The 24656-nt window shown below is 59.7% G+C and carries 17 protein-coding genes; 13 read left to right on the top strand and 4 right to left on the bottom strand.

Features of this window, described 5'->3' with window-relative positions:
- The first annotated feature begins 54 nt into the window (after nucleotides 1-54).
- The 11 genes from LOY56_RS14260 (at nucleotide 55) to LOY56_RS14210 (ending at nucleotide 18100) form a co-directional block, all read left to right on the top strand.
- Complete coding sequence (locus LOY56_RS14260) at nucleotides 55-2469, top strand: S-type pyocin domain-containing protein (RefSeq protein ID WP_258614909.1); 2415 nt, start codon at nucleotides 55-57, stop codon at nucleotides 2467-2469.
- Nucleotides 2470-2471: 2 nt separating this feature from the next.
- On the top strand, nucleotides 2472-2747 hold the full coding sequence (locus LOY56_RS14255; RefSeq protein WP_258622655.1) for a bacteriocin immunity protein: 276 nt from the start codon (nucleotides 2472-2474) through the stop codon (nucleotides 2745-2747).
- Nucleotides 2748-2844: 97 nt separating this feature from the next.
- Nucleotides 2845-4422, top strand: coding sequence for an S-type pyocin domain-containing protein (locus LOY56_RS14250; RefSeq protein ID WP_258614908.1), 1578 nt, complete (start codon nucleotides 2845-2847; stop codon nucleotides 4420-4422).
- 53 nt (nucleotides 4423-4475) lie between these two features.
- Nucleotides 4476-4919 (top strand): polyketide cyclase, encoded by a 444-nt coding sequence (locus LOY56_RS14245; protein WP_258614905.1) that lies wholly within the window; start codon nucleotides 4476-4478, stop codon nucleotides 4917-4919.
- 303 nt (nucleotides 4920-5222) lie between these two features.
- A complete protein-coding gene (tpx, locus tag LOY56_RS14240; RefSeq protein WP_223486770.1) occupies nucleotides 5223-5723 on the top strand; it encodes a thiol peroxidase in 501 nt (166 codons plus the stop codon).
- Nucleotides 5724-5891: 168 nt separating this feature from the next.
- Nucleotides 5892-7208, top strand: coding sequence for an MdtA/MuxA family multidrug efflux RND transporter periplasmic adaptor subunit (locus LOY56_RS14235; RefSeq protein WP_258614902.1), 1317 nt, complete (start codon nucleotides 5892-5894; stop codon nucleotides 7206-7208).
- A complete protein-coding gene (locus LOY56_RS14230; RefSeq protein WP_258614900.1) occupies nucleotides 7205-10309 on the top strand; it encodes an MdtB/MuxB family multidrug efflux RND transporter permease subunit in 3105 nt (1034 codons plus the stop codon). Before LOY56_RS14235 ends, LOY56_RS14230 begins: the two co-directional genes overlap by 4 nt.
- A complete protein-coding gene (locus tag LOY56_RS14225; protein WP_258614898.1) occupies nucleotides 10306-13413 on the top strand; it encodes an efflux RND transporter permease subunit in 3108 nt (1035 codons plus the stop codon). Before LOY56_RS14230 ends, LOY56_RS14225 begins: the two co-directional genes overlap by 4 nt.
- Nucleotides 13410-14891: an efflux transporter outer membrane subunit gene (locus LOY56_RS14220; protein WP_258614897.1), complete on the top strand. Its 1482-nt coding sequence runs from the start codon at nucleotides 13410-13412 to the stop codon at nucleotides 14889-14891. The genes LOY56_RS14225 and LOY56_RS14220 overlap by 4 nt, the downstream gene beginning before the upstream one ends.
- A 178-nt stretch (nucleotides 14892-15069) precedes the next feature.
- Entirely contained in the window at nucleotides 15070-17151 is a 2082-nt protein-coding gene (locus tag LOY56_RS14215; RefSeq protein WP_258614896.1) for a bifunctional diguanylate cyclase/phosphodiesterase, read from the top strand.
- Between the two features lie 202 nt (nucleotides 17152-17353).
- Entirely contained in the window at nucleotides 17354-18100 is a 747-nt protein-coding gene (locus LOY56_RS14210; protein ID WP_258614894.1) for an SDR family oxidoreductase, read from the top strand.
- A 24-nt stretch (nucleotides 18101-18124) separates the two neighbouring features.
- Here the strand turns inward: LOY56_RS14210 and mapR are convergent, their stop codons facing one another.
- The 3 genes from mapR to LOY56_RS14195 form a co-directional block, all read right to left on the bottom strand.
- Nucleotides 18125-19534, bottom strand: coding sequence for a GntR family transcriptional regulator MpaR (gene mapR / locus LOY56_RS14205; RefSeq protein ID WP_258614893.1), 1410 nt, complete (start codon nucleotides 19532-19534; stop codon nucleotides 18125-18127).
- Between the two features lie 199 nt (nucleotides 19535-19733).
- The gene (gene ccoG / locus LOY56_RS14200; RefSeq protein WP_258614892.1) at nucleotides 19734-21164 is read right to left on the bottom strand and encodes a cytochrome c oxidase accessory protein CcoG; all 1431 of its coding nucleotides are present in this window, start codon (nucleotides 21162-21164) and stop codon (nucleotides 19734-19736) included.
- Between the two features lie 195 nt (nucleotides 21165-21359).
- Entirely contained in the window at nucleotides 21360-21593 is a 234-nt protein-coding gene (locus LOY56_RS14195) for a DUF3203 family protein (RefSeq protein ID WP_258614891.1), read from the bottom strand.
- A 129-nt stretch (nucleotides 21594-21722) separates the two neighbouring features.
- Here LOY56_RS14195 and LOY56_RS14190 point away from each other — a divergent pair, with 129 nt between their 5' ends.
- Nucleotides 21723-22223, top strand: a complete 501-nt coding sequence (locus LOY56_RS14190) for an MgtC/SapB family protein (protein ID WP_258614890.1) — start codon at nucleotides 21723-21725, stop codon at nucleotides 22221-22223.
- Nucleotides 22224-22240: 17 nt separating this feature from the next.
- On the opposite strand, the gene LOY56_RS14185 is transcribed toward LOY56_RS14190, so the two are convergent.
- The gene (locus LOY56_RS14185; RefSeq protein WP_258614889.1) at nucleotides 22241-22423 is read right to left on the bottom strand and encodes a hypothetical protein; all 183 of its coding nucleotides are present in this window, start codon (nucleotides 22421-22423) and stop codon (nucleotides 22241-22243) included.
- A 216-nt stretch (nucleotides 22424-22639) separates the two neighbouring features.
- On the opposite strand from LOY56_RS14185, the gene LOY56_RS14180 reads away from it, so the two are divergent.
- Nucleotides 22640-24640 (top strand): alpha-1,4-glucan--maltose-1-phosphate maltosyltransferase, encoded by a 2001-nt coding sequence (locus LOY56_RS14180; RefSeq protein WP_258614886.1) that lies wholly within the window; start codon nucleotides 22640-22642, stop codon nucleotides 24638-24640.
- Nucleotides 24641-24656: the final 16 nt, after the last annotated feature.

The following is a 24656-nucleotide window of genomic DNA, read 5'->3' as shown; positions in this document are numbered from 1 at the left end:
GGCGGATTCGGTGGTACGAGCAGCAAGAAGAGAAAAAGGGCCCGAAAACGGGCCATGGAAGCGCATCGTCAGGCGCAGGAAAAAGAGCGGGCTCAGGCTGCAGCCAACGCTCAAGCCGAAGCGGCGCGAGCACAAGCGGCCGCTGCGCAAGTTCAGGAACAGGCGCGGCATCAAGCGCTTTTGCAATTTCTGGCAGGCCTGACGCAGCGGCACGACGTCATCCGATCCGAAGTGGATCGCCGTTTTGCCGAGAAGGCCAGACAACTCACCTCAGCGCTTGAACAGGAAATCCTCGCAACAAAGAGGCCCCCTGACGCCAACCAGACCGAGCGTTGGCAGCTCTACACCATCACCAAAGAAAAAAACGAAATCGACGGGCTGCTCGCACGCAAGACCATTGAGCTCAATGCAAAAAACGCGGTTGCCCGGTCCTTCGATGGGCATGATCCATTTACCCGCACTTCGAATGATTACCTGACGCGATTGGGGGCGTTCGGTCAGGCGCTCAATGACGGCCACCAAATTTGGGAAAACGCCTACAACGCGGCCCATGAAGCGCGGTTGCTGACATCGCAAATCAATGCGCTTACGGGCAAATCCAATGCGCTGGCAAGGCATCACGCTGACCAGACCGTGGTCTGGCGCGAAAGGGAAGCCGTCTGGGAGGCCCAACGTCAATACGCCGAGCAGCGTGAAGCACGCGTTCGCTTCAAGCAGCAGACTGATGAGGATGTACGAGTTGAAAGGGTCAGGCAGGCCCACACGCTGACGGCTCCTGTTACCTCCGTTGCCGCTGGCGGGATGGTTTTGACGCGTGACGGCGTATTTGTGGCGCGGCAAGCGGCGGCAGCGCTTGAGGCGGCTGTCCAGTCTGCCGTCAACACCCTCATCGATTTCGGGCGGATTGCCGCAAAAACGGGGCCGGTGTTCGTCACCGCGATGGTGTACTCGCCAACCTTGGGCAATGGCGAGTTGACTGCCGAGCAACGTCGGCGTTTGTTCCAGGCTGTCGGGGTGCCGGCGCAAGCGTTGGGCCTTACGGACCGACAAGCATTGCAATCAATTGCCGATTCGGGTGGTTCAGTGGAGGTCGCGTACCGGCTCAAATCTGAGACCGTGCCGGAAGGTACAGCGATCATCGTTGCCAGCACGGGTGAGGAGATAGGTGCCCATGTGCCGGTCGTCAACGCAGAGCTTGACCCGTTGACCGGCTTCTATAGCGCCGAGATTCCCGGGTCACCAACCAGGCACCTGCAATTCACACCGGACACCCCTCAGGTTGCCGCTGTCACTCAGCCAGGGCTGAGCGTGTTGACACCACAGGTCGAGGCCATTGCGACGGGTGTCGATCTGCGTTTCAGCGATTGCATTGTGTGCGTGCCTGGACAGCCGCCGATCTACTTCACCTTCAATCTGCCACCCATAGGGTCGGGCGTCGTCACGGGGATCGGTAAACCAGCGGCGAATGATTGGTGGAAAACCGCGAGCCAGGCACAAGGTGCCGCCATTCCCGTGCAGATCGGCGACCAATTCCGTGGCCGTGAATTAAATTCGTTCGCCGCCTTCGATGAAGCGCTGTGGCGAACGCTCGGCGAGCATCCGGCGCTCATCGCCCAATTCGATGAGGTCAACAAAAAACGCATCGAACAAGGTTTCGCGCCGTACGCGCCGAAAAGTACCTGGGTCGGTGAGCGACGCGAGTTCGAATTGCGCTATCAGGAGCAGGCAGAGCTCGGCGCCAATCCTTTTAATCTCGACAAAATCAGCATCACCACGCCGCAAAGCACCCAGGGACGACTGGGGATCACTCCTGCAGTCCTGCCCTGGCCGACTCGTCCGGTCGGCGTTGGTATCTGGACACCACTGGCTCCGCCAGGTATCGAACACCTCGGTCCTACAACCTTACCGGTTACACCGTCGATTCCGACGGTTTATCCCGGCGCTCCAGTCATCCCGGTCCTACCGCAAAACGAGACGTTTCCGGCTGTTGACGAAGGGCAGATCGGTGCCAGTATTCCTGGGTACCCGGCGGATATGGAGTTGCCTTCGTCGGACGTCCTGTTTCTGGATCGGCGAGACGATCCGGGTGTGGCGATGGGGTTTGGGGAGTCGGTTTCAGGAGTATGGCTCGGCGACGCTGCACGAATGGACGGTGCGCCGATTCCTTCGCACATTGCGGATCAATTGCGGTGGCAGGAGTTCAAGAATTTTCATGGGTTCAGGCGGGCGTTTTGGAAGGCTGTTGCGGCGGATGTGGAACTAAGAACTCAATTCACGCCTATCGATTTGCACTTGATGAAAATGGGTAAGGCTCCTTTTCCGTCGGCAGAAGATAGAAATGGAGGTCGAGTTAAATTCGAAATCCATCATCTCGTAGAAGTTGCGCAAGGTGGGGCTGTTTACGATATGGATAATTTGGTGGTGATGACACCTAAACGGCATATTAATTTTCATGGAAAAGGAAATTGATGATGGTTTTTAAAGAGAAATTTGAAGACTACACCGAGGCTGAATTTTTAGAGTTTCTGCGCGGACTTTATGAAGAGAGAGATGATTTGTCCGCTGATGCATTTGATGACTTCATAGTCAAGGGTGTATTGCACTTCGAGGCGGTGACTGAACATCCGGATCGATCTGATGTGATTTTCTACCCCAAGGATGGGTGTGAAAGTACACCGGAAGACGTACTGAGGGTAGTCAAAGAATGGCGCGCACTCAATAACAAACCCGGCTTCAAGCCAGAGTAACTGCACGCATACAATTCAAAGGCATCTGCTCATCGCAACATGAGCAGATGCTGTTATCTGGCAGCCGTTGTGTGCCCGAAACAAGGAAGCAATAAAGATGGAACTTAAAACAACACTCAAGGATTACACCGAATCGGAATTCCAGGCCCTGGTGAACAGAATCTGGGCCGTCGATCTGCCGAAACAGGACCACAACCAACTGATCAATCATTTCGATAGCATCGTGGGTCACCCCAAAGGCGCAGACCTGCTGTTTTATCCGCCAGAGGACGATACGAACACCTATTTATCGGGCTCGGTCGTGTACTACGTCAAAGACTGGTACCACAAACAGAACCGTGCAGCATTCAAGGGGGAGGGGGCTCCTGTTCCACGTCCGGTTGTTGCAAGACCGGGAGCGCCGTTGACCCCGGCGCAGATGACGCAGCAGCGCATTGCCCATAATCTGGCTGACGTACAGAAAACCGCTGTCGATCTGGCTGCTTCAGAACGGGTGGCAGAAGCGGCACTCAGTGTGATCGAGCAACGAATCGAACACCTGCGTCAGCGACAGAACGCCTACGTGGACATCCATGGGCGGGAAGCGGACATCCGTGCTCTGGAGGTCGCCGAGTTTGAAGCGCGCCTGGCGGCTCGCCGGTACGAATTCTGGAAAATGAGCATCGGGCTCAAAAGAGACAGCGCCCGACGCGACCTGTCCTACGCCCGATCCGAGCACGCGCAGTGGCAAAGTATTGCCCACCAGATCAACATCACTTACGACCTCTATCTGACGAAGCTGAATGAGATCAATCAACGCCTCCATCGCCTTCAAATGGATGCTGAAGCGCTGCTGGTGGTCGCGCAAACACAACTCGTTGATCAGCGTTATCAGCAGGGAACAGGGCCGACTCAGGCGAGCGAACAGCTTTTTGCACCGCTTGCCTTTGCCAATGCGCGACCGGGTATTGTCCTCGATGGCGGCCTTTCACAACCCTTGGAGACCCATCGGGTCGCACTGCAAAAAGCCATACGCTCGGCGGTGGCAGAGTTTACCTGGCAGATCACTTCGGGAACCCAGGATCATCAAGGTCAATACGCCGCCGTGCTGCAATTCGATTTTTCCAGTCGGGCCGAAGTGGGGAGGTACGGGCTCAGCGTTCCTCTGCTCGAGTTGCTGCCAATCGAGGGACAGAATTGGCAAGGCCTGGCCGCGACGGGTGCCGAAGTCGATCTTCCATTCAGGATGAGCAGCGGCACGTACACCGTTCCACCAGGGACGATGTCCCGAGGCCTGAGGGAAATAAAGACGTTGCTACAGGTGGCCATTACGCCGACGAATGGCAGCATATTGTCGTCCAGAGTGAGGGTGCGAGCCGCCGTCTGGAATGAGCAACTGAAGACCTACTGCTTCACCGCTGACGGATCGGCCCCGATGATCGTGAGCTGGAGCGCGCCCGCTACCCTTGAAACCACTTCGACCCTGGCGCCTGCTCCCGAGTATCGGCTCGGATTCCTCCGATCTTTATCTGTGCCTATGTTGGAGCCCTTCAGTGATATGGCCGCAATTCGTTTCGATGATTATGTCGTTGTCTTCCCGCCAGCGTCTGGCCTGGACCCGCTTTACATCATGCTCAGAGACCGGCGTGAATATCCCGAAATGAGCGTTGCTGAAGCAAAGCCTGATGCGACGTAGCGCTAATGCCGCTGCCAGTCAGTCTCTCGCCAAACAAAGGAATGTTACCGTCTATGCCTGTTCTGGAACTCACTACCCTGATCCCCAATCGCACACCTGAGCTAGTCCTCGACTTCTGCCTGGAAGGCGTCAACTTCCCGAAGGTCTTTCCAGAACGTGTCACGCTGTTGAGCGATATCGATTTAAGCAACCTGCGCATCGAAGCCGGTCGTCAGTTCCGCTTTTGCCAGTGGATGTTCAATATCATTCCTGTGAGCTGGACGGTGGTGATCCGCGAGGTGGGCGAGCACCATTTCATCGATGAAATGCTCAAGGGGCCAATGGCGGCCTTTCGTCATGAACATCGGGTGGCGGCGGGTGAGGGCGGTACGCTGTACACCGACCGTGTGACCTATGCGGCCATTGGTGGCGCGCCGTTGGAATGGCTGGTGGTCAATGCCTACATGCGGCGGATTTTCGAAGCGCGGCACCGCAATATGTTGCGATTGCTTGGATAGTGCGGAGTGCATCCAATCCTGTGGGAGCAAGCTTGTGTGGCGAGGGAGCTTGCTCCCGCTCGGCTGCATAGCCGTCGCAAAGCTTTTGGGGCCGCTTCGCGACCCAGCGGGAGCAAGCTCCCTCGCCACACAAGCCCGCACACAGGGTTATGCAGTGTTAGTAAGTTTTGTTGAAACGCGTGTATCCAGTTTTATGCGACGACATATCACAATTTGTATCTGGGCATAGGTCGTCAGGCCATTTCGTGGTTAACTTCGGCCTCGTCAAAACTCTCTACATCAACGTTCAGAAGGACTCCGTTCATGGCTCAAGTCACTCTTAAAGGCAACCCGGTTCAAGTCAACGGCCAATTGCCACAAGCCGGTTCCCAGGCGCCAGCCTTTTCCCTGGTGGCCGGCAATCTGTCTGATGTGACCCTGGCGAGCTTCGCCGGCAAGCGCAAAGTGTTGAACATCTTCCCAAGCATCGACACCCCGACCTGCGCCACCTCCGTGCGCAAGTTCAACGCCCAGGCCAATGATGTCGCCAACACCGTCGTACTGTGCATCTCCGCTGACCTGCCGTTCGCCCAAGCCCGCTTCTGCGGCGCCGAAGGCCTGGAAAACGTGCAGAACCTGTCGACCCTGCGCGGTGCCGAGTTCATTGAGAACTACGGCGTGGCGATTGCCGATGGCCCACTCAAAGGCCTGACCGCCCGCGCCGTCGTGGTGCTGGACGAAAACGACAAGGTCCTGCACAGCGAACTGGTCAAGGAAATCGCTGAAGAGCCGAACTACGACGCAGCACTCGCCGTTCTGAAATAAGCGAAGTTTGATAATTGTTAACGGCCTGGCCCTGTCCAGGCCGTTTTCATTTGTGCTCTTAACTTCCTGTTACGTAATCCAAAGGTAAATTGCCGGTAAAGGCGCTTTGCTTAATACCCGCCAGTGCTTATCGTTCAGCCTCCTGTAGAAAGAAGCTTCACGCGCCCAATGGTTGATCATTCCATGCAATCCTCCGCTTCCCGCAATCCTCGTCGCTGGCTGTTCGGCCTGCTTGTCCTGTTGGTCATCGCTGGCCTGTGCTGGAAATTCTGGCCCGCAGGCAGCAGCCCGAAGGAGGGCGCAGGGCAGAAAGCCGTTGCCGGGCATGCAGGTCGGTCGGGGGGGATGCGTCCGGGGTTCGGCGGGGCGAGCGGACCGGTGCCGGTGCGCGTGGCGCCAGTGGTTAAAGGCGATTTCCCGCTGTATTACAAGGCGCTGGGCACCGTGACCGCGCTGAACACCATTAACGTGCGCAGTCGCGTTGGCGGTGAATTGATCAAGATCTCATTCGAAGAAGGGCAAATGGTCAAGGCGGGCGATTTGCTGGCCGAGATCGACCCACGTCCTTACCAGAATGCCTTGCTCCAGGCTGAAGGCACTTTGCTGCAGAGTCAGGCACAACTGAAAAACGCTCAGGTCGATGTCGAGCGCTATCGCGGCCTGTACCGCGAAGACAGTATCGCCAAGCAAACCCTGGACACCGCCGAAGCACTGGTCGGCCAGTACCTGGGCACGGTCAAGACCAATCAGGCGGCGGTCAATGACGCCAAGCTCAACCTGGAATTCACCAAAATTCGCGCGCCGATCGCCGGGCGCGTGGGCCTGCGTCAACTGGACGTCGGCAACCTTGTGGCGGCCAACGACACCACTGCGCTGGTGATCATCACCCAGACCCAACCGATCAGCGTCGCATTCACCTTGCCGGAAAACAGCCTGGACACCGTGCTGACCCGCTATCGCACCGGTGCCAAACTGCCCGCCGAAGCCTGGGATCGTGGTGACACCCAGTTGCAGGCCACCGGCGTGTTGCAGAGCCTGGACAACCAGATCGACGTCACCACCGGCACCCTGAAATTTAAGGCCCGTTACGAGAACCGCGATCAAGCGCTGTTCCCTAATCAATTCGTTAACGTCCACTTGCTGGCCGACACCCTCAAAGGTGTGGTGCTTGCGCCTTCGGCGGCGATCCAGTTCGGCACCAACGGCACGTTCGTCTATGCCATGGACGGTGACAAGAAGGTCACCCTCCGTCAGTTGAAAGTCGGTGCCAGTGACGGTGACAACACGGTGATCACCGAAGGCCTGGCCGCTGGCGATCGGGTGGTGCTGGAAGGCACCGACCGCCTGAAAGAAGGCAGCGAAGTGGAGGTCGTCAACGACAGCAAGGATGTCCCGACCACTCCGACCGAACACCTGCAAGGCAAGTCGGCCGCCACTGCGCCTGATGCGACGGCCACCGACAAGGCGAAAAAGGGCGGCGCATGAACATCTCGCGGCTGTTCATCCTTCGCCCGGTCGCCACGACCCTGAGCATGCTGGCGATTATTCTGGCCGGCGTGATCGCTTATCGGCTGCTGCCGGTGTCGGCATTGCCTCAGGTGGACTACCCGACCATTCGCGTCATGACGCTCTATCCCGGTGCCAGCCCGGATGTCATGACCAGCGCCGTGACCGCGCCGCTGGAGCGTCAGTTCGGGCAGATGCCCGGCCTGACCCAGATGGCCTCCACCAGTTCCGGCGGCGCCTCGGTGCTGACCTTGCGGTTCAGCCTCGACATCAACATGGACGTTGCCGAGCAGCAAGTGCAGGCAGCGATCAACGCTGCGACCAATTTGCTACCCAAGGACTTGCCCGCGCCACCGGTGTACAACAAGGTCAACCCGGCGGACACCCCGGTGCTGACCTTGGCCATCACCTCCAAAACCATGTTGCTGCCCAAACTCAATGATTTGGTCGACACCCGCATGGCGCAAAAAATTGCCCAGATCAGCGGTGTCGGCATGGTCAGCATTGCCGGCGGCCAGCGTCAGGCGGTGCGCATCAAGGTCAATCCCGAAGCCCTGGCGGCCAACGGCTTGAACCTGTCGGACGTGCGCACCCTGATCGGCGCCTCCAACGTCAACCAGCCCAAGGGCAACTTTGACGGCCCGACCCGGGTGTCGATGCTCGACGCCAACGACCAGCTGACGTCACCCAAGGACTACGCCAACCTGATTCTCGCGTACAGCAACGGCGCGCCGTTGCGGCTCAAGGACGTGGCAGAGATCGTCGACGGTGCCGAAAACGAACGCTTGGCAGCGTGGGCCAATGAAAATCAGGCGGTGCTGCTGAACATTCAGCGTCAGCCCGGCGCCAACGTCATCGAAGTGGTCGACCGGATCAAGGCCTTGCTGCCGAGCATCACCGACAACCTGCCGGCCGGCCTCGAGGTCACGGTGCTCACCGACCGCACCCAGACCATCCGTGCCTCGGTCACCGACGTGCAACACGAACTGCTGATCGCCATTGCGCTGGTGGTGATGGTCACGTTCCTGTTCCTGCGGCGAGCCAGCGCCACGATCATTCCGTCGGTGGCTGTGCCGCTGTCGCTGATCGGCACCTTCGGCGTGATGTACCTCGCAGGTTTTTCGGTCAACAACCTGACGCTGATGGCGCTGACCATCGCCACCGGTTTCGTGGTGGACGATGCGATCGTCATGCTGGAGAACATTTCCCGATTTATCGAAGAGGGCGACAGTCCACTGCAAGCCGCGCTCAAGGGCGCCAAGCAGATTGGCTTCACCCTGATTTCCCTGACGTTGTCGCTGATCGCGGTGCTGATTCCGCTGCTGTTCATGGCGGATGTGGTGGGGCGCTTGTTCCGTGAGTTCGCGATCACCTTGGCGGTGGCGATCCTGATTTCCCTTGTCGTCTCCCTGACCCTGACGCCGATGATGTGCGCGCGGCTGCTCAAGCGTGAGCCCAAGGAAGCAGAACAGGGCCGGTTCTACCGCTCCAGTGGCGCCGCAATTGATTGGATGATCGCGGCTTACGGGCGCAAGTTAAAGTGGGTTCTCAAGCACCAACCGCTGACCTTGATGGTGGCTATCGGCACGCTGGTCTTGACCGTGTTCCTGTACATGGTGGTGCCCAAGGGTTTCTTCCCGGTGCAGGACACCGGGGTGATCCAGGGTATTTCCGAGGCGCCGCAGTCGATTTCCTTTGCGGCGATGAGCGAGCGGCAGCAGGAACTGGCCAAGGTGATTCTGGCCGATCCGGCGGTCGAGAGCCTGTCGTCCTATATCGGGGTCGATGGTGACAACTCGACGCTAAACAGCGGCCGGCTGCTGATCAATCTCAAATCCCACAGCAATCGCGACCTGAGTGCCACCGAAGTGATCGCGCGCCTGCAACCAGAGTTGGACAAGCTGATCGGCATTCGCCTGTTCATGCAGCCGGTGCAGGACCTGACCATCGAAGATCGGGTCAGCCGCACGCAGTACCAGTTCAGCCTGTCGTCGCCGGATGCCGAGTTGCTCAGCCTGTGGAGCGGGCGTCTGGTGGAAGCCCTGGCCCAGCGGACTGAGCTGACTGACGTTGCCAGCGATTTGCAGGACAAGGGCTTGCAGGTTTATCTGGTGATCGACCGCGATGCGGCGTCGCGGGTCGGCGTATCGGTGTCGAACATCACCGACGCGCTGTATGACGCCTTCGGTCAGCGGCAGATTTCCACCATCTACACCCAGGCCAGCCAATACCGCGTGGTGCTGCAATCGCAGTCCGGCGAGAAGATCGGCCCGGATGCGCTGAACCAGATTCACGTCAAGACCACCGATGGCGGTCAGGTGCGCCTGTCCAGCCTGGCGCATATCGAGGAGCGTCAGGCGCAACTGGCGATCACTCACATCGGCCAGTTCCCGGCGGTGATGATGTCGTTCAACCTGGCGCCCGGCGTGGCGTTGGGCCATGCGGTGCAGATCATCGATCAGGTGCAGAAAGACATCGGTATGCCAATCGGCGTGCAGACCCAGTTCCAGGGCGCGGCCGAAGCGTTCCAGGCGTCGCTGTCGAGCACCTTGCTGCTGATTCTGGCGGCGGTGGTGACCATGTACATCGTGCTCGGCGTGCTCTACGAGAGCTACATTCACCCGATCACCATTCTCTCGACCTTGCCCTCGGCGGCAGTCGGCGCCTTGCTGGCGTTGCTGTTGAGCGGCAATGACCTGGGGATGATCGCGATCATCGGCATCATCCTGCTGATCGGTATCGTGAAAAAGAACGCGATCATGATGATCGACTTCGCCCTCGAGGCGGAACGCAACCAAGGCATGGACCCGCAAACCGCGATCTATCAGGCAGCGCTGTTGCGCTTCCGGCCGATTCTGATGACCACCCTGGCCGCGTTGTTCGGCGCGGTGCCGCTGATGCTGGCCACCGGTTCCGGCGCGGAATTGCGCCAGCCTTTGGGTCTGGTGATGGTCGGTGGCTTGCTGGTGAGTCAGGTGCTGACGCTGTTCACCACGCCCGTCATCTACTTGTACTTCGACCGCCTCGGGCGGCGCTGGGGCCGTAAGTCCGAGTCCGTGGAACCGGTAGAGCAGCCATGAACCTGTCCGGACCTTTCATCAAGCGCCCGGTCGCGACGATGTTGCTGAGCCTGGCGATCATGCTGCTGGGCGGCGTGAGCTTCGGCCTGTTGCCGGTCTCGCCACTGCCGCAAATGGACTTCCCGGTGATCGTGGTTCAGGCCAGTTTGCCCGGTGCAAGCCCGGAGGTCATGGCCTCGACCGTGGCCACGCCGCTTGAGCGTTCCTTCGGCGCCATCGCCGGGGTCAACACCATGAGCAGCCGTTCCAGCCAGGGTTCGACGCGGGTGATTCTGCAGTTCGACCTGGACCGCGACATCAACGGCGCGGCGCGGGAAGTGCAGGCGGCGATCAACGCCTCGCGCAACTTGCTGCCCAGCGGCATGCGCAGTATGCCCACCTACAAGAAGGTCAATCCGTCCCAGGCGCCGATCATGGTGTTGTCGCTGACCTCGGATGTGTTGGAAAAAGGCCAGCTCTACGATTTGGCCTCGACCATTTTGTCCCAGAGCCTGTCGCAGGTGCAGGGCGTCGGTGAAGTGCAGATCGGTGGCAGTTCGTTGCCGGCGGTACGCATCGAACTCGAACCCCAGGCGCTCAACCAGTACGGCGTGGCCCTGGACGATGTACGCACCACCATCGCCAACGCCAACGTGCGCCGGCCCAAGGGCTCGGTCGAAGACGGCCAGCGGCTGTGGCAGGTGCAGGCCAACGATCAACTGGAAAAAGCCAAGGACTACGAGTCGCTGATCATTCACTACGCGGACGGCGCCGCCCTGCGCCTGAAGGATGTGGCCAAGGTCAGTGACGGCGTCGAGGACCGCTACAACAGCGGGTTTTTCAATGACGACGCGGCGGTGTTGCTGGTGATCAACCGCCAGGCCGGTGCCAACATCATCGAGACGGTCAACGAGATCAAGGCGCAGCTGCCGGCGTTGCAGGCCGTGCTGCCGGCCAGCGTCAAACTGAACCTGGCGATGGACCGTTCGCCGGTGATCAAGGCCACCCTGCACGAAGCGGAAATGACTTTGCTGGTTGCCGTGGCACTGGTGATTCTGGTGGTGTTCCTGTTCCTCGGTAACTTCCGCGCCTCGCTGATTCCAACCCTGGCGGTGCCGGTGTCGCTGGTGGGCACGTTTGCGGTGATGTACCTCTACGGCTTCTCCCTGAACAACCTGTCGCTGATGGCGCTGATCCTGGCCACCGGGCTGGTGGTGGACGACGCCATCGTGGTGCTGGAGAACATTTCCCGGCACATCGACAAGGGCGTGCCGCCGATGAAGGCCGCGTACCTTGGGGCTCAGGAAGTCGGCTTCACACTGCTGTCGATGAACGTTTCGCTGGTGGCGGTGTTCCTGTCGATCCTGTTCATGGGCGGGATCATCGAAAGCCTGTTCCGCGAGTTTTCCATCACCCTGGCGGCAGCCATTGTGGTGTCGTTGCTGGTGTCGCTGACGCTGACGCCAATGCTCTGCGCGCGCTGGCTCAAGCCGCATACGCCGGGGCAGGAAAACCGTTTGCAACGCTGGAGCCAGCGGACCAACGAATGGATGGTCGGCAAATACGCCACCAGCCTCGATTGGGTGCTGCGTCACCGTCGTCTGACTTTGCTCAGTCTGTTCGTGACGATTGGCGTGAACATCGCGCTGTATGTCGTTGTTCCTAAAACATTTTTACCTCAGCAGGACACCGGCCAGTTGATCGGTTTTGTGCGCGGCGATGACGGGCTTTCGTTCAGCGTGATGCAGCCGAAGATGGAAATCTTCCGCCGTGCCGTGCTCAAGGACGAGGCGGTTCAAAGTGTCGCCGGGTTCATCGGCGGCAACAACGGCACCAACAACGCCTTCATGCTGGTGCGGCTCAAGCCGATCAAGGAACGCAACCTGTCCGCGCAGAAAGTCATCGAACGCCTGCGCAAGGAAATGCCCAAGGTGCCCGGTGCGCAATTGATGCTGATGGCCGACCAGGACCTGCAATTCGGTGGCGGCCGCGAGCAGACCTCCTCGCAATATTCCTACATCCTGCAAAGCGGCGATCTCGGCGCGCTGCGTCAGTGGTATCCGAAAGTCGTCACCGCCCTCAAGGCGCTGCCGGAGTTGACGGCGATTGACGCGCGCGAAGGCCGGGGCGCCCAGCAAGTGACTCTGATCGTCGATCGCGATCAGGCCAAGCGTCTGGGCGTGGACATGGACATGGTCACCGCGGTGCTGAACAACGCCTACAGCCAACGGCAGATTTCGACGATCTACGACAGCCTCAACCAGTATCAGGTGGTGATGGAGGTCAATCCGAAATACGCCCAGGACCCGATCACCCTGAATCAGGTCAAAGTGATCACGGCCGACGGTGCGCGGATTCCGCTGTCGGCCATCGCTCACTACGAAAACAGCCTGGAAGACGACCGGGTCAGCCACGAAGGTCAGTTCGCTTCGGAAAGCATCGCCTTCGACATGGCCGAAGGCGTGACGGTAGAGCAGGGCTCCGCCGCCATCGAGCGGGCGATTGCCAAGGTCGGTTTGCCCGAAGACGTGATCGCAAAAATGGCCGGTACCGCCGATGCGTTTGCCGCCGCTCAGAAAAGCCAGCCGTGGATGATTCTCGGCGCGCTGGTGGCGGTGTATCTGGTGCTGGGCGTGCTGTATGAAAGCTATATCCATCCGCTGACCATTCTCTCGACCTTGCCGTCGGCCGGGGTCGGGGCGCTGCTGTCGATCTATGTGCTGGGCGGTGAGTTCAGCCTGATCTCCTTGCTTGGGCTGTTCCTGCTGATCGGCGTGGTGAAGAAAAACGCGATTCTGATGATCGACCTGGCGTTGCAGCTTGAACGAAAGCAAGGCCTGGAGCCGCTGGAGTCGATCCGCAGTGCCTGTCTGCAACGGCTGCGGCCGATTCTGATGACCACCCTGGCGGCGATCCTCGGCGCGTTGCCGTTGCTGTTGAGCCGGGCCGAAGGGGCGGAAATGCGTCAGCCGCTGGGCCTGACCATCATCGGCGGGCTGGTCTTCAGTCAGGTGCTGACCCTTTACACCACCCCGGTGGTTTACCTCTATCTCGACACACTGCGCCATCGCTTCAACCACTGGCGTGGGGTGCGTACCGATGCTGCTCTGGAAACTCCGCTATGACTGACCGTTCGCTTATCAACCGGGTTGCACCGCTGATCACGGCCCGAGGCTCGCGTTTGCTGAGCCTGTCGCTGTGTGTGGCGATGCTCAGTGCCTGCGCCATCGGCCCGGATTACCAGCGCCCGCAAGCCGCCGCGCCGGCACAGTACAAAGAAGCGGCTGGCTGGCGTCAGGCCAATCCCAGCGACTCTCTGGCGCGCGGTGCCTGGTGGGAGCTGTACGGTGATCAGCAGCTCAATGGCTTGATCGAAAAACTCAACAGCGCCAACCAGACCGTCGCGCAGTCCGAAGCCCAGTACCGTCAGGCCCAAGCCTTGGTGCGCAGTGCCCGGGGTGCGTTTTTCCCAACGGTGGACCTGACCGTCGGGAAAACCCGTTCCAGCCAGGGCACCGGTAGCAGCAGTTCGAGCCTGAGCAGTTCTTCCAGTGGTATTCGCGACACCTACACGGCGCAGGCCGGGGTCAGCTGGGAAGCGGATGTCTGGGGCAAGTTGCGCCGAGGCCTTGAAGCTGACACGGCCAACGCCGAGGCGAGTTTTGCCGACTTGGCGGCGATGCGCCTGAGCCAGCAATCGGAGCTGGTGCAGAACTACCTGCAACTGCGGGTGATCGACGAACAGAAACGCCTGCTGGAAGCGACGGTCGAGGCCTATCAACGTTCGCTGACCATGACCGAAAACCAGTACCGCGCCGGTGTCTCCGGCAAGGACGCAGTGGCCCAGGCCACCACTCAGCTTAAAAGCACCCAGGCGGAGATGGTCGACCTGATCTGGCAGCGCGCGCAGTTCGAAAACGCCATCGCTGTGCTGATTGGTCTGCCTCCGGCCGAATTCAGCCTGGCTGAAACCAAAGATATCCCGGCATTGCCGCAGGTACCGCTGAGCCTGCCTTCGCAATTGCTGGAACGCCGCCCCGACATCGCCTCCGCCGAGCGCTCGGTGATGGCCGCCAACGCCAACATCGGCGTGGCCAAAGCCGCTTACTACCCAGACCTGACCCTGAGCCTGAACGGCGGCTATAGCAGCAGCACCTCTAACAACTGGATCAGCGTACCGAACCGCTTCTGGTCGGTCGGCCCGCAACTGGCCATGACCCTGTTCGACGGTGGGCAGCGCTCGGCGGAAGTCGATCGCAGCGAAGCGGCCTATGACGAAACCGTCGCCAAGTACCGCCAGACCGTGCTCGACGGCTTCCGTGAAGTGGAAAACTATCTGGTGCAACTCAAGGTGCTGGAAGACGAAGCCAAGGTGCGCCAGGAAGCCCTGGATGCGGCGCGAGAATCCTTGCGATTGACCCAGAATCAGTACAAGGCCGGGGTGATTGCTTATCTGGATGTGGTGGTGGTTCAAGCCACGGCGTTGAGCAACGAACGCAACGTGCTGAGTTTGCTGCAGAGCCGCTTGATCGCCAGCGTGCAATTGATTGCCGCACTGGGCGGCGGGTGGGACGGGCAGCTTCAGGTGAGTGACAAGGAATAACGCATGATCGTACCCACGCTCTGCGTGGGTACGATCAGTTGAGCAACAGTCAAACGTTTCATCTTCTTGATGGCCTTTTGATTACTTTGTGAGTGCGTTCATCCACGAAATCAGTACAATCGCCGGCTTTGCTCCCCGAGAATTACGCAAACCGGCGGGAGCGGTCACGAGAAGTCCCATGCTTATCGGTAGTTATTCCATTACCCTGGTTTTCATATCATTGTGTGTGGCGATACTCGCCTCTTATACCGCGCTCGATCTGACCGGGCGCATCGCCACGTCCAAGGGGCGGGCGGTGCATCTGTGGACAGCGGGTGGCGCTTTTGCGATGGGGATCGGCGTGTGGTCGATGCATTTCATCGGCATGCTCGCCTTCACATTACCGATCGATCTGGGCTTCGACGCGGTCTTGACCTCGCTGTCCCTATTGATTGCGATCCTGTCTTGCGGTTTTGCCCTGTGGCTGGTCAGCCAGCCGCAACTGCCGGCCTGGCAACTGGGGTTCGGCTCGCTGGTCATGGGCGCGGGCATCAGCGCGATGCATTACACCGGCATGGCCGCCATGCTCATGCAGCCGGGCATCGATTACGACCCGACCCTGTTCAGTGCCTCGCTGCTGATTGCCGTCGGTGCGGCGGGCGCGGCGTTATGGATCGCGTTTCGCTTGCGTCGGCACACGCCGTATGTTCGCCTGATTCGCGCCGGTGCTGCAGTGATCATGGGCATCGCCATCGTCGGCATGCACTACACCGGCATGGCGGCGGCGCGCTTTGCCGACGGCAGTTTCTGTGGCGCGGCGGTCGATGGGCTGAATGGCGAGGGCCTGGATAATCTTGTTCTGATCACCACCCTGGCGGTGTTGAGCATTGCCTTGCTGACATCGATCCTCGATGCGCGCCTGGAAGCTCGCACCGCGGACCTGGCCCGCTCGCTGACCGAGGCCAATCGCGAACTCACCCAACTGGCGCTGCACGACACCCTGACCGGGCTGCCAAACCGCGTGTTGCTGGCCGACCGTATCGATCAGGCGATGTCGAGGGTGCAGGAGCAGGGCGGTTGTTTTGCGCTGATGTTCATCGATCTGGATGGCTTCAAACCGGTCAACGATGCTTTTGGGCACCACATGGGCGACCAGTTGCTGCGTGCGGTCAGCCTGCGCCTGCGTGAAGACTTGCGCAGCCAGGACACCCTGGCGCGGATCGGCGGCGATGAATTCGTGCTGCTGGTGCAACTTGCCGGGGCGAATGACGCGCTGAACCTGGCGGCGCGTCAGGTCGGGCTGATCGGGCGCTCGTTCCGGGTAGCGGAACATGACTTGCAGATTTCCGCCAGCGTCGGCATCGCGCTCTATCCGGGCAATGGTCAGACCGCCGAGGAGTTGCTGATGAACGCCGACGCCGCGATGTACCACGCCAAGGGCGCAGGGAAAAACGGCCACCGCTTCTTCGACGTGTCGATGAACAGCAACGCGCGCAAACAGCTGCAGTTGCTGCAAGACCTGCGCAATGCCGTCGATCAGCAGCAGTTCAGTCTCTATTACCAACCCAAGTTCGACGCCGGCAATGGCCGGCCGGTAGGCGCCGAAGCTCTGTTGCGGTGGATACATCCGACCCAGGGCATATTGCTGCCGGATATGTTCATCGACCTTGCGGAGAAGACCGGGCTGATCATTCCCATTGGCGAATGGGTGCTCAACGAAGCCTGTCGGCAAATGCGCGAGTGGTACGTACTCGGTTACACCGACTGGCGCATCGCGGTGAACCTCTCAGCCTTGCAGTTCTGCCACGTCGGATTGGTGCAGAGCGTCGCCAAGGCCCTGGCCGCTCATCATTTGCCGGCCAACAGCCTGACCCTGGAAATCACCGAAACCACCGCCATGAGCGACGCCGATGCGAGCATGACGGTACTGCGGGAACTCTCGGAAATGGGCGTCGACCTGTCCATCGACGACTTTGGCACCGGCTATTCTAGTTTGATGTACCTCAAGCGCCTGCCGGCCAATGAACTGAAGATTGATCGGGGCTTCGTTCGCGATCTGGAGCACGACAGCGACGACGCGGCCATCGTTTCGGCCATCGTTGCGCTGGGACAGGCATTGGGCTTGCGGATCGTCGCCGAAGGGGTGGAAACCGATGTCCAGCAAGATTTCCTGACCCAATTGGGCTGCGACTCGTTGCAGGGCTACCTGCTGGGGCACCCGCTGCCTGCTGATCGTTTCATGGCCGATATTCACCGTGCAGAGCAATCGGCTACTGGCTGATGGACCCCTGTGGCGAGGGAGCTTGTCGGATCGCCGCACCGTCCCGTTCGGCTGCGTAGCAGTCGTAAACCAGACACCTCGATTTATCTGATGTACCGCACAGATTTGTGGGATTGGAATTGACACAGGTTCATGCAAAACCGCGAAATGGCGGTTATTCTTGGCCCCGACTGCTTACGCTTGGAACGGGGGAGAAGCCAGCATGGACAAAGTCATCGTCATCACCGGCGGCAGCCGCGGAATTGGCGCCGCCACGGCCCTGCTAGCCGCCGAGCAGGGCTATCGGATCTGTATCAACTATCAGTCCGACGAACAGGCAGCCCTCAGTGTACTGGAGCAAGTCCGCGCACTCGGCGCCCAGGCCATTGCGGTACGCGCCGATGTCAGCATCGAAGACGAAGTGATCGGTCTGTTCCACCGCGTGGACACTGAACTGGGCCGGGTCACGGCGCTGGTGAACAATGCCGGCACCGTCGGGCAAAAGTCGCGGGTCGACGAAATGTCTGAGTTCCGTATTCTGAAAATCCTCAAAACCAACGTCCTGGCGCCGATCCTCTGCGCCAAACACGCCATTTTGCGCATGTCACCCAAGCATGGCGGGCAGGGTGGCAGCATCGTCAATGTGTCGTCGGTTGCCTCGCGTTTGGGGGCACCCAACGAGTACGTGGATTACGCCGCGTCCAAAGGCGCGTTGGACACCTTCACCATCGGTCTGTCCAAGGAAGTGGCGGGCGAGGGGATTCGCGTCAATGCCGTGCGGCCGGGTTACATCTACACCGATTTCCATGCATTGAGCGGCGATCCGGACCGGGTCAGCAAGCTGGAATCGGCGATCCCGATGGCTCGCGGTGGGCGGCCGGATGAAGTGGCGGAGGCGATTGTGTGGTTGTTGTCGGATAAGGCTTCTTATGCAACGGGGACTTTTGTTGATCTCGGCGGTGGGCGGTAAGATCAGGGGCAAGATCTTTTGATTTTAGAAAGATCTGACAATCCGCCCTAACGTCTCCATCGCCTTCTCCGAATCCTCAGTCCAGGGGCTCCCATAATTCAGCCGAATACAATTCCTGAATCGCTGGGTCGCTGAAAAAATCGGCCCCGGCGCGATGCTGATCCCTTGTGCCAACGCCATCTGAAACAACTTCAGCGAATCCATTTGCGGCGGCAGTTCCAGCCACAGGAAATAACCGCCGGCCGGTTGGCTGACGCGTGTTTGCGCCGGGAAGTAACGGGCGATGGCGGCGAGCATGGCGCTTTGCTGTTCTTCCAGGGCGTAACGCAGTTTGCGCAGGTGCCGGTCGTAGCCGCCGTGCTGCAGATAATCGGCGATGGCGGCCTGGGCGGGCATCGAGGCGCAAAGTGAGGTCATCAGTTTCAGGCGTTCGATTTTCTGTGCATAGCGCCCGGCGGCGACCCAGCCGATGCGGTAGCCGGGGGCCAGGCTCTTGGCGAACGATCCACAGTGCATCACCAGACCGTCACTATCGAAAGCCTTGGCCGGTTTTGGCGCCTGTTGGCCGTAATAAAGCTCGGCGTAGACGTCGTCCTCGATCAGCGGCACCTGATGGCTACGCAACAACTCCACCAGTTCCAGCTTTTTTGCCTCGGGCATGGTCGCGCCCATGGGGTTCTGGAAACTGGTCATGCACCAGCAGGCCTTGATCGGATGCCGCTCCAGGGTTTGGGCGAGCACGCCGAGATCGATGCCGTCTCGCGGGTGGACGGGAATTTCCACTGCTTTGAGCTTCAACCGTTCCAGCACTTGCAGGCTGGCGTAGAACGCGGGGGCTTCGATGGCCACCAGATCACCGGGTTCGGTCACCGCTTGCAGGCACAGGTTCAGGGCTTCGAGGGCGCCGTTGGTGATCAGCAGTTCTTCCATGGGTAGCATCAGCCCGCCGACCATGTAGCGCAGGGCTATTTGCCGACGCAGTTGCGGGTTACCCGGCGACAGGTCGGTGACCACCATGCGCGGGTCCATTTCCCGGGCGGCACTGGCCAGCGAGCGAGACAGGCGTTGCAGCGGAAACAGAGTGGGGCTGGGGAAAGCCGAGCCGAAGGGCACGGTAGTCGGGTCCTTGATTGAGTCCAGCACCGAAAACACCAGTTCGCTGACATCGACTTCGGTGGACTCGTTAACCTGGCTGCTGATCACCGGCTCCGAGAACGGACTCGGTGCATGCGTATTGACGAAGTAGCCGGAACGCGGCCGGGCGCGGATCAGGCCACGGCGTTCGAGCAGGTAATAGGCCTGGAACACCGTGGACGGGCTGACGCCGTAGGTCTGGCTGGCGTAACGCACCGATGGCACCCGCTGGCCGGGACCGAGAACGCCGCAACGGATCAGTTCAGCGATATCGTCGGCGAATTTTTCGTAGCGTTTCATCGAGTGCCTGGTTTGAAGTTATTCATGGGTGCCCTTTTGTGGCGAGGGAGCTTGTCGGATCGCCGCGCCGTCCCGCTCGGCTGCGTAGCAGTCGTAAATTTGGGGGGGCGCTTCGCACCCCAGCGGGAGCAAGCTCCCTCGCCACAGAGACCGCATCTGACAGGGGACTGCCTCTGACAAAGGATTGCATCTTAAAGGCTCAGCGGTTCATCGGCGCAACAAACCGGCTCTTGGCCACGCTGTAGATCTCCGGCTCATCGCTGTCGACAATCTTGAAACTGATGGTCTGTGAGCTACTGCTCGGTCGATCCATGGTCATCGCCACCGACACCGGCACGTCGACGATCTCACCGGGGGCCAGGCTCAGTTCGGTTTTGCCTTGCAGCTGGAAGCCGTCGCCATCGACCAGCGTCAATCGATAGTCCTGACGTTGCTGGGTTTTGTTGATGACCTTCAGGCTGTAGATGTTTTCGATCTGGCCTTCACTGTTCTCGCGGAACAGGCCACGGTCCTTGCTCACGTCCAGCGACACCATCGGCCGTTCCACCAGCGCCAGGGCGAGGGCGCCGATCATCACCAGCAGCACCGCGGTGTAACCGATCAAGCGCGGGCGCAGCAGGTGGGTCTTGCCACCCTGCAACTCATGTTCCGAGGTGTAGCTGATCAGCCCACGGGCATAGCCCATTTTGTCCATGATCGAATCGCAGGCGTCGATGCATGCGGCGCAACCGATGCATTCCATCTGCAAGCCGTCGCGGATGTCGATGCCGGTCGGGCAGACCTGCACGCACAACTGGCAGTCGATGCAGTCACCCAAGCCGACGTCGGCGGGTTTGACGTCACGTTTGCGCGGGCCACGGTTTTCGCCGCGGGCCACGTCGTAGGAAATCGTCAGGGTGTCTTTGTCGAACATCACGCTCTGGAACCGCGCATACGGGCACATGTGCATGCACACCGCTTCGCGCAACCAGCCGGCGTTGATGTAAGTGGCGCCGGTGAAAAACAGTACCCAGAACAGGCTGACACCGCCGATCTGCAAGGTCAGCAATTCTTCGGCCAGCGGACGGATCGGTGTGAAGTAGCCGACAAAGGTCAGGCCGGTGAGCAGGCTGATGGCCAGCCACAAGGTGTGTTTGGCCGAGCGGCGGAGCAGTTTGTTCAAGCCCCAGGGCGCGGCTTGCAGTTTGATGCGCTGGTTGCGCTCGCCTTCGGTGAGCTTCTCGCACCACATGAAGACCCAGGTCCAGGAACTTTGCGGGCAGGTGTATCCGCACCAGACACGGCCTGCGAACACGGTGATCGCAAACAGGCCGAAGGCAGCGATGATCAGCAATGCCGAGAGCAGAATGAAATCCTGCGGCCAGAAGGTCGCGCCGAAGATGTGAAATTTGCTTTCGGAAAGGTCCCAGAGCACCGCCTGGCGGCCGCCCCAGTTCAGCCATACCGTGCCGAAAAACAGCAAAAACAGAAACCCCGTGCCGCTCATGCGCAGGGTGCGGAACAAACCCGTGAAGCTGCGAGTGTGGATCAGGTTGTCGCTGGATTTGGCCTTTATCTTTGGACGCAAAGGCTCATTGTTTTTTATAAATGAGGCAGGTTCAACGGTTCGGACGGGAATTCTATCGCTCATGGTCTGTCGCTCATCAGCCTCCATCAGGCCTGAGCACTATGACCCGCGATCTGTTTGCATAACAGACTCACCTAAAACGATAAAAAGCGGATCAGATGGGTCGCCAGCGCGCGCCCGCAACAACCTGATGCACCCGCAGCGGCTGGCCGCAAACACCTATGTCAGGTGTTTGCGGCGTGTGTTGATGCAGGTCAGTCAAATCACCGAACCACGGTCTGTGGCCTTCAAGTGCCGACGACCGTCCACGGCGCCTGCTACGGTCAATGCATCAGCTTCTGCTTCGGTGATGTAGATGTGCTGGCCGTCGAGGTCGACCATCGACATGGATTTTTCCGGGTCGGTGACGATGGTGACGTCGGGACAAAGACGAATTTCTTCGCCGTTCTTGGTGATAAAGAAGCAGGTCTGGTTTTCGATGCGCACGGTCATGGCGGTGTCCCTTTTTCAGCGGTACTGAAGCGTTAGGACGCATCCGCCGGTCATCGTTCTGTGCAACCGATTAATGGTGCACACGGTCCATCCATTATCGAGTCGTTAAATCATCACAAGGACTGCGCCATGGAAGCCTGGTGGCACGAGGTTTGGGTGACATTGCAAGCGGAGTTCGCCGATATTGGCGATGCGAAACAATTTACCCAGATTATCGTCCGCCTGCTGATCGCAGCGCTGTTGGGCGGCATTCTGGGGTTTGAGCGTGAACACAAGGGCAAAGCCGCCGGGGTACGCACCCATATGCTGGTGGCGCTGGGCGCGGCGTTGTTTGTGCTGGTGCCGCAAATGTCAGGATCCCAGGCCGATGCCATGAGCCGGGTGGTACAAGGCGTGATTGCCGGCATCGGCTTTCTCGGTGCCGGAACTATCCTGAAAAACGCCGATGGCGATGAAGGCCATGTCAAAGGCCTGACCACCGCCGCCGGTTTGTGGATGACGGCAGCCATTGGCGTTTCGGCCGGATTGGGCCGCGAGGCGACTGCGGTGCTTAGTACGTTGTTGGCGTTGGTGATTCTCGGTGTGATGCCTATCGTCGTGCGCCAAATTGAAAAGGATCGAAACCCGTAATTGAACCTTCATGCAGTTTACGGATGCACGATTTCCGGCGGCTGGGAGCTCGGCGGCTCTTCCCGGGGTGGCGGGCTGGTGCCTGGCGGTTCCTGCTCTGGGATGGGCCCGGGTTCGGTCGGCGGGGTTGGGGGTATGGGCGGAATCGTCGGCTCATCGATGTTCGGATCGGGTGTCTCGGCGGGGATAGGAATACTCATCGAAACAGTCTCCAGTGGCAGATGGCGTGAGTCGTGCTTAAGTTGATTGACCCGTACTCAGGGAATTTGATTCCCCGAAAGACTTGGCAAATCCTTCTGAACTTTTAGCGTCGCCTGTTGTTCGGAACTTAAGTGAGTTCATGTCGGGGCAGACCGCTTCACATGAGCGACGATCAGGCACAAGAGCGTCCTTGGGGCGTTAAGGAGAGATGCTCGATGACCGCTGAGAAACCCACCGAACTGAGCTACAACCCGCATATACCGCTGTCGCAGGCGTTACTGCTACCGCGGATCGTGATTGAAAACACCCTGCCGACCCTCGATGGCGGGCAATTCGCCGTTAAAGCCGTGATTGATCAGGACGTGGTGGTGACCAGCAAAGTGTTTGCCGACGGTCACGACAAACTGGCCGTGCGCATCCGTTGGCGTGCCGATGGCGAGGACACCTGGCAGAGCGAGGTGATGACCGAACTGGGCAATAACGGCTGGCAGGGCCAGTTTCGTGTCAAAAAGCAGGGGCGCTATGTGTTCTGCCTCGAAGCCTGGATCGATCAGTTCGCCAGCTTTTGTTATGAGCTGGAGAAAAAGCACGTCGCTGGCGTCTCGGTCAGCCTGGAGCTGCAGGAAGGGCGCACTCACGTTCAGCAGGCGGCCGAACGTTCCGAAGGCCAGCTCAGTGAACAGCTGGCGGCGTTGCACCATGAATTGTCCGGTCTGCTCGAAACCGAGCAGGTCGCGTTGTTTCTGCACCAACGCAGCGCAGACTTGATGGCCCAGGCCGACCATCGCCCGTTCCTGAGCCTGAGCCCTGAATTCCCGGTGGACGTGGAGCGAGCGCTGGCGCAGTTCGCCAGCTGGTATGAACTGTTTCCGCGCTCGATCACTGATGATCCGGCCCGCCACGGCACTTTCAACGATGTGCATTCGCGGCTTCCGATGATCCAGGACATGGGCTTCGACGTGCTGTATTTCACGCCGATCCACCCGATCGGTCGCAGCTATCGCAAAGGCCCGAACAACGCGTTGATCGCCGGCCCCGACGATCCGGGCAGCCCTTACGCCATCGGCAGCGAAGAGGGCGGGCATGAGGCTATTCACTCGGAACTGGGTACGCGCGAGGATTTTCGTCGGCTCGTCGCGGCCGCTGCCGAGCATGGGCTGGAAATCGCTCTCGACTTTGCGATTCAGTGTTCCCAGGACCATCCGTGGCTCAAACAGCACCCGGGCTGGTTCAACTGGCGGCCGGACGGCACGATCAAATACGCCGAGAACCCGCCGAAGAAATACCAGGACATCGTCAACGTCGATTTCTATGCCGTGGACGCGATTCCCAGCCTGTGGATCGAGTTGCGCGATGTCGTCGTGGGTTGGGTCGAGGAGGGCGTGAAGCTGTTTCGCGTCGACAATCCTCACACCAAACCGTTGCCGTTCTGGCAGTGGCTGATCGCCGATGTGCGGGCGCTGTACCCCGAGGTGATCTTCCTGGCCGAAGCCTTTACCACGCCGGCGATGATGGCGCGCCTGGGCAAGGTCGGTTATTCCCAGAGCTATACCTATTTCACTTGGCGCAACACCAAAACCGAGCTGGCAACCTATTTCACCGAACTCAACGAGTCGCCGTGGCGTGAGTGTTACCGGCCGAATTTCTTCGTCAACACGCCAGATATCAACCCCACTTTTCTACATGAGTCCGGGCGCCCCGGTTTTCTCATCCGTGCGGCGCTGGCGACCATGGGTTCCGGCCTGTGGGGCATGTATTCGGGTTTTGAACTGTGTGAAGCGGCACCGGTTTCGGGCCGGGAGGAATACCTCAATTCCGAAAAGTACGAAATCCGCCCCAGGGACTTCAACGCGCCGGGCAACATCATTGCCGAGATCGCCCAGCTCAACCGCATCCGTCGGCAGAACCCGGCACTGCACACGCACCTGGGCCTGAAGGTCTACAACGCCTGGAACGACAACATTCTGTACTTCGGCAAACGCAGCGTTGACGGCAGCAATTTCATTCTGGTGGCGGTCAGCCTCGATCCGCATCACGCACAGGAGGCGAACTTCGAATTGCCGCTGTGGGAAATGGGTTTGCCCGACGAGGCCAGCACCCAGGGCGAAGACCTGATGAACGGTCACCGCTGGACCTGGCACGGCAAGTACCAGTTCATGCGGATCGAACCGTGGCATCTGCCGTTCGGGATTTGGAGGATTACCGCACCGTCATGATCGTTCCCACGCTCTG

It is taken from the genome of Pseudomonas sp. B21-048, assembly GCF_024748615.1.
Taxonomy (GTDB): Bacteria; Pseudomonadota; Gammaproteobacteria; order Pseudomonadales; family Pseudomonadaceae; genus Aquipseudomonas.
Note: the sequence above shows the minus strand (reverse complement) of the source record. Positions and strands in the feature narration are given on the sequence as shown.